The organism is Kaistella soli, assembly GCF_019038595.1.
In the GTDB taxonomy this organism is placed as follows: Bacteria; Bacteroidota; Bacteroidia; order Flavobacteriales; family Weeksellaceae; genus Kaistella; species Kaistella soli.
Genome location: NZ_JAHOPF010000004.1, coordinates 393,603 through 408,062, shown reverse-complemented (window position 1 = coordinate 408,062; position 14,460 = coordinate 393,603). Strand labels below are relative to the sequence as shown.

At 37.9% G+C, this 14,460-nt stretch carries 11 protein-coding genes; 8 read left to right on the top strand and 3 right to left on the bottom strand.

From position 1 onward, the window contains the following. Positions 1 to 21: 21 nt before the first annotated feature. The 3 genes from KSK37_RS09975 to lon all read right to left on the bottom strand — a co-directional run bounded on the left by KSK37_RS09975 (position 22) and on the right by lon (position 4,069). The gene (locus tag KSK37_RS09975; protein ID WP_217201182.1) at positions 22 to 402 is read right to left on the bottom strand and encodes a MauE/DoxX family redox-associated membrane protein; all 381 of its coding nucleotides are present in this window, start codon (positions 400 to 402) and stop codon (positions 22 to 24) included. 30 nt (positions 403 to 432) lie between these two features. Continuing rightward, positions 433 to 1,536, bottom strand: coding sequence for an AI-2E family transporter (locus KSK37_RS09970; protein ID WP_217201180.1), 1,104 nt, complete (start codon positions 1,534 to 1,536; stop codon positions 433 to 435). Between the two features lie 127 nt (positions 1,537 to 1,663). Then, positions 1,664 to 4,069: an endopeptidase La gene (gene lon / locus KSK37_RS09965; protein ID WP_217201337.1), complete on the bottom strand. Its 2,406-nt coding sequence runs from the start codon at positions 4,067 to 4,069 to the stop codon at positions 1,664 to 1,666. Between the two features lie 237 nt (positions 4,070 to 4,306). Between lon and KSK37_RS09960 the strand changes: the two genes are divergently transcribed. The 8 genes from KSK37_RS09960 (at position 4,307) to KSK37_RS09925 (ending at position 14,448) form a co-directional block, all read left to right on the top strand. After that, positions 4,307 to 6,454: a peptidylprolyl isomerase gene (locus tag KSK37_RS09960; protein ID WP_088358960.1), complete on the top strand. Its 2,148-nt coding sequence runs from the start codon at positions 4,307 to 4,309 to the stop codon at positions 6,452 to 6,454. A gap of 125 nt (positions 6,455 to 6,579) precedes the next feature. Next, the gene (locus KSK37_RS09955; RefSeq protein WP_088358959.1) at positions 6,580 to 7,530 is read left to right on the top strand and encodes an MlaD family protein; all 951 of its coding nucleotides are present in this window, start codon (positions 6,580 to 6,582) and stop codon (positions 7,528 to 7,530) included. Positions 7,531 to 7,542: 12 nt separating this feature from the next. Then, entirely contained in the window at positions 7,543 to 8,874 is a 1,332-nt protein-coding gene (locus KSK37_RS09950; RefSeq protein WP_217201179.1) for a 4Fe-4S dicluster domain-containing protein, read from the top strand. Positions 8,875 to 8,931: 57 nt separating this feature from the next. Beyond that, complete coding sequence (locus KSK37_RS09945; protein WP_217201177.1) at positions 8,932 to 9,717, top strand: (Fe-S)-binding protein; 786 nt, start codon at positions 8,932 to 8,934, stop codon at positions 9,715 to 9,717. A gap of 58 nt (positions 9,718 to 9,775) precedes the next feature. Beyond that, the gene (locus KSK37_RS09940; protein ID WP_217201175.1) at positions 9,776 to 10,267 is read left to right on the top strand and encodes a hypothetical protein; all 492 of its coding nucleotides are present in this window, start codon (positions 9,776 to 9,778) and stop codon (positions 10,265 to 10,267) included. Between the two features lie 86 nt (positions 10,268 to 10,353). Further along, complete coding sequence (locus KSK37_RS09935; RefSeq protein WP_217201173.1) at positions 10,354 to 11,475, top strand: glycosyltransferase; 1,122 nt, start codon at positions 10,354 to 10,356, stop codon at positions 11,473 to 11,475. A 76-nt stretch (positions 11,476 to 11,551) separates the two neighbouring features. After that, a complete protein-coding gene (locus tag KSK37_RS09930) occupies positions 11,552 to 13,198 on the top strand; it encodes an asparagine synthase-related protein (RefSeq protein WP_217201172.1) in 1,647 nt (548 codons plus the stop codon). Positions 13,199 to 13,200: 2 nt separating this feature from the next. Next, complete coding sequence (locus KSK37_RS09925) at positions 13,201 to 14,448, top strand: oligosaccharide flippase family protein (protein ID WP_088358953.1); 1,248 nt, start codon at positions 13,201 to 13,203, stop codon at positions 14,446 to 14,448. Positions 14,449 to 14,460 lie beyond the last annotated feature (12 nt).

The following is a 14,460-nucleotide window of genomic DNA, read 5'->3' as shown; positions in this document are numbered from 1 at the left end:
GTAGATTCTAAAAAGTTCAGTTTAACTGAAAATAGGTTTCAGTTTATGTTTATTGTCAAACAAAATCCAGAGATCGATCAGAAACATAACTGCGGCTATTCCAATTCCAGTTACTGATGGTACTACCACAAAGTTTTGCAGTAGAATCCCAGCCAGAACCGGTAAAAGCACGATGGCTCCCAATGTTCGTGTTTTCGGATAAAGGACGAGTAATCCGCCGGTTAGTTCAGCAGCGCCAACCAGCGGCATCAGCCACGGAATCTGCATGAATGCGACGCCAACTTTCTGCAGTTCTTCGGGGAGATCTTGAGGGATTGGCATATAATGCAAAAATTTGTCTAACCCGGCGTTAATAAACATCAGGGCAAAAAGTGTGAATAAGATAAGTTTAACGATTTTCATTGGTTAAGGTTTTTTAAGAATTTAAAATTATTATTCCTTTTCTTCTAAAGTAATTTTCTTAGTAATCTTATATTTCCTGCGGATTTTAGTCTTGCTTTCCTCGCCCAGCACTTTTCCCCAGGCTTCAAGTCCTTCAACTCTCTCGAAAATAATTTTCATAATGGCCAACAAAGGAATACTTAAAAACATTCCGGAAATCCCCCACATCGCTTCACCGACAAGCAGTCCGATAAAAGTAAACAGCGCATTGATTTTTACTTTTGAACCGACGACAAGAGGAAGGGTAATATTGGCATCTATTAAATGGATTCCCAAATACCCCAACAGAACGAAAAGCGGAGAACCTCCTGTAGCAAAGGAGAGCAGGCATGCAATAAGAACGGAAATGAAAATCCCGATATACGGAATAATATTCATCAGACCTGTCAGAACGCCCAGCAGAACAGCATATTTGACGCCGATTACCGAAAGTAAAATGCTGGTTAAAGTACTTACGATGATAATTTGAATAAATAAGCCGAAAATATACTGTTTAATGATCCGCTGCACTTCCGCAAGAATCTCATGAACTTTGGCAAAATGTTTCTCGCTGAACACTGAAATAATGAACTGGTAAAGAACCCGGCGGTAATTCAGGATAAAAATAAAAAATAACACGCTGAAAGAAATAAATGCCAGCGAAGAGGAAAACATCGAAACCGTGAATCCTAAAATAACTCCTGTGGAAGAAAGCAGTTTTTCAAGTCCCTGATTGATGTATTTGTATTGGTTGATGATATTGAGATGGAATGTTTTCGAAACCCAAACCTGCAGCGTAAGAAGTGATTTGCTCACCTGCTTTTGGATCTCCGGAAAATCATTGGTGAAATCGCTCAGTTGTACGGCGAAAAAATAAAGAATTGACAGTAACCCAACCAACATAATCAATACCGAAGAAAAGGTGGAGAGCGTCCGGGAAAATTTAAGTTTTTTTTCTAAAAAATTGGCTAATGGCAGAAAGAGCAGTGCGATCAAAAAAGCGAAAACCAGCGGAGAAAGTATCGTCTTTCCGATTGCCGCAAGATATCCTAAAGCTAGAATACTGATAAGGATCAGAGCCAGTTTTGCCACGAAAGGCAGTTTTATTTCCATCATTAAACAAAGTAACAAAAAAATGCTTTTTGATAATTACTTTGACTCAGAAAATTTGTGAGCTGGCCGTTAAAAAAAGCAGAGACGTGATTCACTCACGTCTCTGCCATTATTATATTTGAGAGAAAAACTATTTTTCGATTGCCAGTTCGATCACTTCGCTCATCCGGCTCACGTAATGCACTTTTAAGTTTTTAAGATAATCTTTTTTAATCTCCTCTACATCTTTTCTGTTAGCGTCGCAAAGGATGATTTGGGTAATTCCCGCTCTGGTTGCGGCAAGAAGTTTCTCCTTAATTCCGCCTACCGGAAGTACTTTTCCGCGAAGCGTAATTTCGCCTGTCATTGCTAAATGCGATTTTACTTTCTTATTTTTAAAACTTGAAACAATAGAAGTCAACATTGCAATTCCTGCAGAAGGACCGTCTTTCGGCGTTGCACCTTCAGGAACGTGAACGTGGATATTTTTTTTCTGGATATCTTCGGAAGAAATTCCGAGTTCATCATGTTTGGCTTTAATATATTCCAGTGCGATGGTTGCGGATTCTTTCATTACTGTTCCCAGATTTCCGGTCATGGTAAGGTTTCCTTTTCCTTCGCTCAAAATACTTTCGATGAAAAGAATATCACCACCGACCTGAGTCCACGCTAAGCCGGTGACAACGCCGGGAACGCCTGTTATTTCCGATAAACTTTTAGGTCTTGGTACGCCGAGAATTTCATCAATTCTGTCGATGGTAATTTTCGGGTCATATTCTTTTTCCATTGCGGTCTGCAGCGCAGCCCATCTTGCCACGGAAGCTATCTGCTTTTCAAGACCGCGAACCCCGCTTTCAGAGGTATGAGCATCAATAATATGTTTGAGTTCAGCATTTCCAAGTTTGAAAGATTTGGAATCCAAGCCGTTTTCTTCCTGCTGTTTTTTAATTAAATGACGTTTTGCAATCTCCACTTTTTCTTCTAAAGTGTAACCTGCGATTTCTATGATTTCCATCCTGTCGAGCAATGGGCGCTGAACGGTGGAGAGAGAGTTTGCTGTTGCAATAAACATTACTTTGGACAGATCGTAACCCATTTCAAGGAAATTGTCATAGAACGAACTGTTCTGTTCCGGATCGAGAACTTCCAGCAATGCAGAGCTTGGATCGCCGTGAATTCCCTGTCCGATTTTATCGATTTCATCCAGCACAATGACAGGATTAGAAGTTCCGGCTTTCTTTATAGATTGCAGAATTCTTCCAGCCATCGCACCGATATAAGTTTTTCGGTGTCCGCGGATTTCAGATTCGTCGTGAAGTCCGCCTAAAGAAACTCTCACATATTTTCTTCCGAGTGCGTCTGCTACCGATTTTCCGAGCGATGTTTTTCCGACTCCCGGAGGACCTACCAAACATAAAATCGGAGATTTCATATTGTTCTTGAGTTTCAGAACAGCCATATGTTCCAGAATTCTTTTTTTGATATCTTCTAAACCAAAATGCGCTTTGTCCAGAACTTTTTGGGCTTTGTTAATGTCAAAAATATCTTTGGAATAGGTTTCCCAAGGCAATTCAGTAAAGAAGTCGAGATAATTCCGCTGCACATTATAATCAGGCGAATTTGGGTTTTGGCGCTGAAGCCGATTGATTTCTTTTTGGAAATGATTTTCAACCTCTTCATTCCATTTTACATTTTTTGCTTTCAGCAAAAGTTCTTCCACATCAGACTCCGGTCCTCCGCCAAGTTCCTCCTGAATGGCTCTGATCTGCTGATTCAGGAAATATTCTCTTTGGCTCTTATCCAGTTCCCGGTTGGTTTTCTGATGAATCTGGTTGCGTAACTCTAGTTTGCGGAAATCATCATGCATGAGTTCGTAGCACTTCTGAGCACGGTTCATCAGGCTTTTTTCTTCCAGAAGTTTCTGTTTATGGGAAAGAGAAAAGTTCGCGTTGGAGCAGATGAAATTCAGCAAATCTTCATTATCGCTCATGTTTTTGATGGCGAAATTGGCAGCAGAGGGAATGTTAGGATCTAAATCAACTATTTTTAAAGCTAAATCCTTAATGTTTTCCAAAAGCGCGCTGTATTCTTCTGTTTTTTTTGATGCAACCTCTTTCAGCTTCGTTACTTCAGCTCTGAAATAAGGTTTGGTTTCGGTGAATTTCTTAACGGTAAATCTCTGGAAACCTCGTGTGATCGCGGTAACATTGCCCTCAGGAAGTTTAATGATTTTAATGATTTTCGCTAAAGTTCCTGTTTTATAAAGGTCGTTTTCCGTAGGGTTTTCGATGCTTGAATTGTTTTGGCTTAAGATTCCTATAAACTCATTATTTTTCTGGGCTTCCTCCAAAAGTTTAATCGACATTTCCCGGCCAGCAGTAATTGGAATCACCACTTTCGGGAACATCACCATATTTCTCACCGGTAAAATCGGGAAGATTTTCTGTTCGATGTCTTGGGGAATATCCATAATATCAGAAATATTAATTTCTTCTGCTACAATACTGAAACCATCATCCATAATTTCATCAAAATTGAGGTCATCAAATTCTGTCATAATATTCGGTAATGACAAATTGTCATTTTAATTGAATTAATTAATAAGCAAAGTGAAAGTTTTGCTTTAATACTGCCTTAAATAAAAAGGTCGGTTTAATTTCACAAGCACTGTGCCAAGGTAAAATTTAGACAAAATTTCCATTTTCAATAAAAAATAGCTTTAAAGGGCGTAAATTTTTTCTTAATCTGTTAAAAATGTGTATTTTCGCAAACTGATAAAAATTATACAAAAAAAATGGCAGTTTTAGGACAGATTAGAAACAGACCTTGGCTTTTGATGGGAATAATCGCGATCGCGATGTTGGCTTTCGTGGTAAATCCTGATAGTTTGGAAAAATTATTCGGCGCAAACCCTGGTGTTTTCGGAAAAGTAAATGGGGAAGAAATTTCAAAAGAAGATTACGACAATCAACTTTTCATGCTTCAGCAGCAGGCAGAGCAGCAAGGTCAACCTACAAAAGGGTTGGAAGAGCAGGCTTGGCAATTGTTAGTTCAGTCCAAATTAATCAAGCAGCAGTTTGAGAAAATGGGACTTACTTTAACTGATGAGATGTTCTGGAATCAGCTGCAGTTTGATCCGATGTTTGCAAAAAACCCGGAAAATTTTGACGCGAAAGGTAATTTCAAAGGTCAGGAAATTAAAAAACAGATCGAAGAGCTTAAAAACAGCGGCAACGTTGAAATGTATAATAATTGGTTAAAAACCAAAAAAACGATTGAATACAGAATGATGGCAAGACAGCTTTTTGCTAATGTTACTACCGGGATTACCGTAAGTAAAAAAGAAGCTGAGGAAATGATGAAGCAGAGAGACCAGGTTGCGGATATCGATTTTGTAAAAGTAGATTACAGTGCTTACGCTCAGAAAAATCCTGTAAAAGTTAGCACTCAGGATTTGGCAAATTATATCAAAGCTCACCCGATTATGTTCAAAAGAGATGCGAGCAGAAACATCGGAGTAGTATATTTTCCTGCGGCGGCAAGTGCTTCTGATGAAGCTGCTACTCAGGCAGAAATCAATAAGTTGTTTTCACAGGGAAGTGATATGAGCGGCGGAAAAGAAAATTTCCAAAACACGACAAATGACTCGATGTTTGTGGCTTTGAATTCTGATATGCCTTTCTCTTCTCAGTATTTTTCAGCAAACCAACTTCCTCTAGGAATTAAAGACAAAGTAGCGGCTGCAAGTCCAGGTACTACTTTCGGTCCTTATAAAGAGCAGAACTTCTATGTTGTTTCTAAATTATTGGATAAGAAAACATCAGATTCTACGCTTTCCAAACACATTTTGATTGCTTATAAAGGTGCTGAACGTTCTACGGCTACAAGAACTCAGGCTGAAGCTAAAAAAATCGCCGAAGATCTGTTGGCCGAAATTAAAGCAAACCCAGCAAAATTCAGCGAGGGTCTGAAACTTTCTGATGAGCCTAATGCAGTGGAAAGAAACGGAAGCGTAGGCTGGACGACTCCTGAAACACCTTTTGCGCCTGGATACTTAAAATTCCTGGCTACTAATCCAAAAGGAACTACCGGAATTGCAGAGACACCATTCGGTTACCATATCATCAACGTTGAGGATAAAAAATCAGGCGCGATGACTTATAAAATCGCTAACCTGGTAAAAGCGATCAAAGCTTCTGACAAAACAGAAAACGAAGTATACACTAAGGCAACCAAATTTATTCAGCAGGTTCAGGGGAAATCTTTCAATGATTTTGCCAATGTTGCTAAGAAAAATAATTATCAGTTCTTCAATCCAAAAGAAATTGGCCGTTTTCAGGGACAGCTTCCTGGTTTAGGAACGGATAAAGACGAAGAAATTATTGCATGGGCGTTTAACAAAAAACGTAAAAAAGGAGATACTGATATTTTTACCGTTGACGGAACAGGTGACAGAGTTATTGTATATCTGAACGGAGTACAGGACGCCGGATCTGCAGATCCAGAAGCAGTAAGAGATCAGATCGAGCCGATCGTGAAAAATAAACTGATTGCAAAACAGATCTCTGATAAAATTACAGCTGCAAAAGCAACAGGTCTTGATCAGATTTCCAAACTGTTCGGTTCACCGAAACAATCAGGACAGGTAAATATGTTGAGCCCGCAAGTTGGAGGCGCAATGGAGCCGAAAGTTGCTGGAGCAGCATTTGGTGTTGCAAAAGGAAAGCTTTCCAATCCTGTAGAAGGAATGACCGGAGTTTACGTTTTGGTAAAGAAATCTGAAACCATCAACAAACAGCCGGGAGACATCAAACAGGTTACCCAGTCAATCGCAGGACAGAATTCTCAGCAATTCGGACAGGCATTACTGAAAAGCCTTCAGGACAATGCTAAAATTAAAGACTTCAGAATCGAAGTTTATAATAAAGCATCCCAACAATAAAAAAAATATTTAAAGATACATTCCAAAGCGACTCTTCAAGGTCGCTTTTGGTGTCTTTAAACGCGGGCATGAAAATTGTGTTTCATTAAAATGTATTATATTTGTTCATTAAAAATTAAAGAAGAGTGAAGTTCTCAAAGGAAATAAAAGCAGGGTTAATCGCACTTTTAGCGATCGTAGGATTTGTAATCCTCTTCCAGTTCATGAAAGGTAAAAGCCTTTTTACTACCGATAATATTTTTTACGCAAAATTTGATAATGTTGAAGGCCTTGCTGCTTCCAACCCTGTATCGATCAATGGTTTAAAAGTAGGACAGGTTGACAAGATCATCCCAATTACCGAAAAAGACGGGAAAATTCACTTTGTTGTGAAAGTAACAGTTGATGATAACTTTGAATTTTCAAAGAAATCCACCTTAGAAATTTTTGAGCCGGGATTGATGTCGGGTAAAGAGATGAGAGTAAATCTCGCTTACGGAAGTCCGATGGCTAAAGATGGCGATACTTTGGATGGCGCTTTCAAACTTTCTATGATGAATAATATTTCATCACAGGTGGGACCGGTTAAAGATCAGCTGCAGATTGTGCTGAAAAGAGTGGATTCACTGACCAATAACGCAAACCAGATTTTAAATGAGCAGAACAGGGCTGAAATTCGTGCTCTGTTAATTAATTTAAACAGAACGGTAGCATCGTTTGAAGGAACCTCCAGACAAACAAATGCGCTTTTGGCAAATAACGACCCTCGAATTCAGAAAATGCTTGACAATGCCAATCTTGCTACCATAAGTGCAAGATCCGCAATCGATAAATACGGAAAAGTGGCAGATGCCGTAGATGTTCAGAAACTGAATAATACCATCGATAAACTGAGCGTAACAGCAGATAAATTAAACGGTGTTATTTCAGGCATACAGAATGGTGAAGGATCACTTGGTAAACTCGCCAAAGATGAGCAACTTTACAACAATCTGAATACAGCCTCAGACAATCTCAATAAATTATTGGAAGACATGAAAGCCAACCCGAAAAGATACATTAACTTCTCGGTGTTCGGTAAAAACAATAAAGACTAAAAACCTATCAATATGCAATATATTGACAATATTATTTTTCTCATTGCACTCATTGCCGGCTTCGGACTTTTTTTTAGAAGCTTAAAGGAGATCTACCGCAACATCAGACTCGGAAAAAAAATCGACAGAACCGACAATCCTTCGGAACGTTGGAAAACGATGGGAAAAGTAGCCCTCGGACAGAGTAAAATGACCAAACGCCCGATTGCAGGGATATTGCATATTTTTGTTTATGTAGGTTTTGTGATCATAAATATTGAACTTTTAGAAATTATTGTGGATGGAATTTTCGGAACCCACCGTTTTCTTTCCGGAATTTTAGGTCATTCTTTATACGCAGCTTTCACAGCAACTCTGGAAATCTTGGCACTTTTAGTCGTTCTCGCAGTGGTGATCTTCTTTATCAGAAGAAATTTTTACGGCGTGAAAAGACTCAATATGAAAGAGCTTTTTGGCTGGCCAAAACACGATGCCAACTGGATTTTAATTATTGAATTTGCCCTGATGATTGCCTTCTTTAAAATGAATGCAGCAGATTGGGTACTTCAGCAGAGAGGTGTATTCGCTGAGCATGGAAGTTTCCCGGTTTCTTCAAATCTATTAGCTCCGATTTTTCAGAATTTCAGCGATAATTTCCTGCTTTTTACCGAAAGAGGAGCGTGGTGGTTTCACTTTATTGGGATTCTGTTCTTCATGAATTACCTTTATTACTCGAAGCATCTTCACATTATTCTGGCGTTTCCGAATACTTGGTTTGCTAATTTACAGCCGAAAGGGAAATTTAATAATTTAGAATCGGTTACGAAAGAAATTAAGCTGATGATGGATCCGAACGCAGATCCTTATGCGGCCCCTACTGAAAGAGATCCGAACGCTGTTCCCGATAAATTCGGAGCAAACGATATTTTTGATCTCAATCAGGTGCAGTTACTCAATGCATATTCCTGTACTGAATGTGGAAGGTGTACCTCAGTTTGTCCGGCCAACATTACCGGTAAAAAACTGTCACCACGGAAAATCATGATGGACACCCGCGACCGAATTGAAGAAGTCGCCAAAAATATCAACAAAAACGGAAAATTTGTAGACGACGGCAAAAAGTTGCTTGACGATCATATTCAGAGAGAGGAACTTTGGGCATGTACTACATGTAATGCTTGTGTAGAAGCCTGTCCGGTATTGATCGATCCGTTATCAATCATTTTTGAGATGAGAAGATTTCTGGTGATGGAACAGTCTTCCGCTCCAAGTGAATTGAACGTCATGATGACAAATGTCGAAAATAACGCAGCTCCATGGGCTTATAATCAGGCCGACCGTCTGAAATGGGCAACTGAAAACTAAATTGAATACCCCGGAAATGAATATTGCTCATTGCCGATTACTCATTACTCATATAATATGGATTTCACAATAAAAACAATGGCAGAATATGCTGCCGAAGGAAAAGCACCTGAAGTTTTATTTTTCGTTGGCTGCGCAGGTAGTTTCGACGACAGAGCAAAAAAAATAACTAAAGCTTTCTGTAAAATTTTGCATAAAGTAGGCGTTGAATTTGCTGTTCTTGGTCAGGAAGAAAGCTGTAACGGAGATCCTGCAAAACGTGCCGGGAATGAGTTTATTTTCCAGATGATGGCGTTGACTAACATTGAAATCATGAATGCCTACGAAGTAAAAAAAATCGTAACATCCTGTCCACACTGTTTCAATATTATTAAAAATGAATATCCAGGTTTAGGCGGCAATTACGAAGTACTTCACCATACGCAGTTCCTGAGAAAACTCATGGAAGAAGGCAGACTGAAAATAGAAGGCGGTAGTTTCAAAGGAAAAAAAATCACGTTTCACGATCCGTGCTATCTCGGACGAGGAAATGGCGAATATGAAGCACCAAGAATGCTTCTTGAAAAACTGGATGCTGAGCTGGTAGAAATGAGACGCTGCAAATCCAACGGACTTTGTTGTGGAGCTGGTGGTGCACAAATGTTCAAAGAGCCCGAAAAAGGCGACAAAGACATCAATGTGGAGAGAACCGAAGAAGCTCTTTCTGAAGCTCCGCAGATTATCGCTACCGGATGTCCTTTCTGTAATACCATGATGACGGACGGAGTAAAACATTTCAATAAAAATGACGAAGTTGCCGTTAAAGATATTGTAGAACTGTTGGCGGAGGCTGAGGATTTGTAATTTCTGGATGGTGAATGTAGGAATTTTCACATCACATCCAACATTTAATAAAAGAAAAATGAAAATAGAAGAATCTAATATTGTAGAAACCAATGATTACAGAGTAATTATTTATCCTGCTTCCCGGCCTCTTACCCCGAAAGAAAGCAAAGTAATTACTGAAAAATTATATGATTTTCTTTCGAGCTGGGCAGCACACGGAAAACCGCTTTCTTCGTCTTTTAAAATTGAAAAAAATCAGTTCATTGTAGTATGTGTGGATGAAGAGAAAGAGGCCGCTTCAGGCTGTTCGATTGATTCTCTTGGAGGGATAATGAAAGAAATTGATCAGGAGTTTCAGCTTGGTTTATTCGACCGTATGAAGGCAAGTTTCGTGGAAAACGGCGAAATTAAAACCATGAAGCTGCAGGATTTCAGAAAAGGTTTAAAAGAAGGAAGTATTTCTGGTGAAATTGAGGTCTTCGATTTTTCTAAAAATTCCTATGTTGCTTTTTTAAGTGATTTTCTTCTACCTTTAAAAAGAAGCTGGGCCGGAATTTACGTTGATTAAGCTGCACAAGAATATTATTAAAAGTCTGGATCTTTTCGGACTTTTTTTTGGTGAAATATTTCCTTATTTTTGTTTGATACTACAAGATGCGTTATAAAATTCTATTTATTTCCTCATGGTTTCCCAACAAAATTGAACCGACAAACGGAAATTTTGTGCAGCGTCATGCGGAAGCCGTTTCACTTCTCCATGATGTTGAGATTCTGCATGCGATCGGTGATGCCTCGCAAAAGGAGAACTTTCTCTTTGATGAGCAAATAATTAATAGCGTACGGACTTTGATCGTGTATTACCGACAAACAGGAAATCCTGTTCTGAATTTTATGCGAAGAATGAAGGCTTATCAAAAGGGCTTTGTGAGAATGAAACATCCAGATTTGTTGCACGCAAATGTTCTTCATAAGTCCATGCTTTTTGCGGTTTACCTGAGGAAAAAGTTTAAAATTCCTTTTGTGTTGACAGAACATTGGTCAGGATTTCTAAAAATTAACCGCCATAAGCTTTCAAAAGCCCATATGTTTGTGGCAAGAAAAATTGCTGAAAAAGCATCTTTTATTTTGCCTGTCAGCCATTATCTTTTAAATGATTTAAAAGAAATTGGTTTCAAAAACGAAATGGAAGTTGTTGAAAATGTTGTTGATACAAATTTGTTTCATGTTAAGAATCAAATCAATGAAAAACTGGTTTTTCTTCATGTTTCAAATTTAATTAAGCTTAAAAATCCGCAGAAAATTATAAATGCTGCAATCCGGCTTTCAGCAGAATATTCCAACTTCGAATTGAAAATAGGAGGAGATGGCGACGTTGAAACTTTAAATGAGCTGATTAAAAATAACCGGGCAGAAAACTTTATCACGACTTTTTCAATGCTCACTTTGCCTGAAGTTTCTAGGGAAATGAGGCGCAGCGACTGTTTTATCCTTTTCAGCGATTACGAAAATTTCCCCTGTGTTTTATTAGAGTCTCTCTCGTCCGGAACGCCTGCAATTGCAACAAAAGTTGGAGGAATTCCTGAAATCATTAATGATAAAAACGGAATTTTAATATCAAATTCTGAACAGGAACTTTATTCAGCGATGAAGAAAGTGGTAGAACGGAGAACGAATTTTGATGATCCTGAGAAACTTCACGCATATGTCGAAGGCCGTTTTTCCATGATTAAAATTGCCCAAAAATTCGATAAAATTTACCGGCAGGTTCTGAATTAAATTTTTAAAAAATTCAGTAGGGAGCTTAATTTTCCGTAAATTAACCTTTCCAAATATTTCTTCAGCATATTCAAAAATGAAAAAAGGGTTTTCTATTAGGGTTTCGGAGCAAAATGTTGATATAAGATCTTTTATTTCAGAAGATTACGATAATTTTATCCTTCAGAATGAGCGATTTCATTTTTTGTTGGAAGGAGTTCTTCTCAATAAAAAAAAACTGCTTCATGATTATGCTTTAAAAGATTTTGAAACCCTAATTTTGGAGCTTTTTGCTCAGAAAAAAGCTGGTCTTATCAGAGAACTTGAAGGTGAGATGCGCGGATTTATTTTCGATAAAACGGAAAATAAACTTTTTGTTTTTACAAATATAACTTCCACACAAAGAGTTTTTTATGGCAGGTTTAAAAACCAGATTTTTGTTGATACCAGCTTGATACGGTTCAATAAAACCTTGAAAGATTCGGGAATTAAGACGGAGCCTGATCTGGAATCTATCTATCAGTTTCTATGTTTCAGTAATTTACCGGAAAATAAAACACCTGTTGCAGGTATTTCAAAAGTTCTCGATTCACATTACCTCGAAATCGATTGTAAAAATTTTATTACTGCCGAAAAACAATATTTCGACCTGTCGCAAACCCCGATGTTTCAGCGAAACAAAGATGCCGCGATTGATAAAATTCACGAAGTCTTTACTGATTCTGTTTTAATGGAATATCACAAAGATAATGAGTGGGGCAAAAATCATCTCTCACTGCTGAGTGGCGGTTTGGACAGCCGTGTGGCGATGATGTATGCGATTCAGAATAATGAAAAGCCGGAGAATGCGCTGTGTTTTTCACAATCCGGATATTTCGATCATACGATTTCTGAAAAAATTGCGGAAGATTTCGGAATTCATTATGAATTCATACCTCTTGACGGCGGAAAATTCCTGACTGAAATTGACGAACTCACAGAGATTTCCGAAGGAATGGTCTTCTACACCGGCGGAATTCACGCCAAACATGCAGTAGATCATATGCAGTATGAAAATTTTGGTTTGTTTCACAGCGGACAGATAGGTGATGGCGTTTTGGGAGGGTTCAATACCGAACCACGCCGAAAAAAGCCTACAAGTTTTAAAATTGTTGTCAATCCGAAATTCCTTCCGAAAGTTCAGAATTCTTTGGATGAAATTCTTAAAAAATACGAAACCGAAGAGCTTTTCCTGCTTAGAAATGTAGCTTATAACCGAACAGTTTTGGGGGCGCATGTTTTTCAGGAAAAGAGGTATCAAACTTCACCGTTCATGAGCCGGGATTTTCTGAAACTGGCAGCTTCGCTTCCGGAAGAATGGAAATTCAATCACAGGTTTTATATCGAGTGGATTAATAAACATTGTAAAGACGCGACCAAATACCTTTGGGAAAGAACATTGATGAAGCCTGATGCCCAATGGAAAACCGGTTTTGGAGATAAGGTTGTAAAGCGCGGTTTTAAAATCCTTAATGAAAAGATTTTAAAAACTCCGCAACATTCCAGCATGTATCCTTATCAGTTTTATTTTGACAACAATGAGGAAATTCAAAATTATTATCAGAAATATTTTGAAGACAATATCTTCAGGGTTGAACATTACAAAGAGCTTTCAAAAGACGTTAGAGATCTATTTAATGCTGCTGATTTTTATTCAAAATCTCAGGCTGTAAATATATTAGCGATATTTAAACTTTATTTTTAACAGTGAAAAGTCTGCAGGAATTTTTACAGAATTTTTTTAAAAACAAAGGTCAACACGTTTTTATTTCGCTTTTGACTGCAAAAATCTGCGCATTTCTTGGCGCGCTTTTTATCATCAGAATTTTACCCGAAAATGAATTCGGCACGATGAGTATTGTGGCATCGGTTTTTGCCGTTTTTGCTCCTTTTAGCGGATTTGGAAGCCAGCAGAGTTTGTTGCGCTTTGGTTCTTTGGATGATGATATTACTGAGAAAAAGGCTTTGTCTAAATATCTTCTTTTTAAAGGTTTGGGATTTCAGGTGTTACTGAGTGTCATCTTTTTATTGGTAAGCTTTTTTTATGTCGACAGATATGAAGAAATATTTTATATTTTTCTTTTTTTTGCTGTCAGGTTGATTGGATTTTATTTTTTCAATCATATTCAGTCCGAGCTTCGAATCTTTGGAGACAACCGGCAGTTTGCAACTGTAAATAATGTGGTCAATATTTGCGGAGTTATTTTGCTGCTCGTTCTGTCATATTTTTTCGGTTTGACTGGGTATCTTTTTGCGCTGGCATTTACACCGTTTTTATCTCTTTTTTGGTTTAAAAAAGAAACTTACAGTTTTGTCTCGCAGGACTTTAATTTCAGTAAAAAAGAAATCTGGACTTATGGACTTCATGCTTCGGGAACAGCTTTGCTGTCAGATACGCTTTTTTCGGCAGACGTTTTACTGCTCAGCTTTTTAATGAATGAAAATGCAGTGGCCAATTATAAAGTCGCAATATTAATTCCTGCAAACATTACTTTTCTGGCTTTAACTTTTATGCAGAGTGATTTTCCGGTTTTGGCTAAAAACCATTTGAACAGAAAGTTTTTGCTCCATTATATTTTTAATTATTATAAAATATTTATCCCGGTTACCATTTTTATTTTTTTAACTGGGTATTTCACGAAAACAGATATTCTCCATTTATTTTTCAGCAGTAAATATGCAGATAATTCTAAAGTATTTGCGATTCTCTTAGCAGGTTTTTGTATTAATATGCTGTTGCGTAACCTTTACGGAAACTTGCTGTCGGCAGTAGGGAAAATGAAAACCAATACGATTGTTTCTTTGGTGACTTTGGTTCTGTTGCCTATATTCTCTGTTTTTTTTGTAAAACGTTTCGGCGTTGAAGGAATGGCGCTGAGTTTAAGTTTAAGCATGCTTATAAACGGATTAATGCTCATGTTTTTTTTCCGTATCTACCTTAAAAAATTAAAATAAATTATCTTTGCC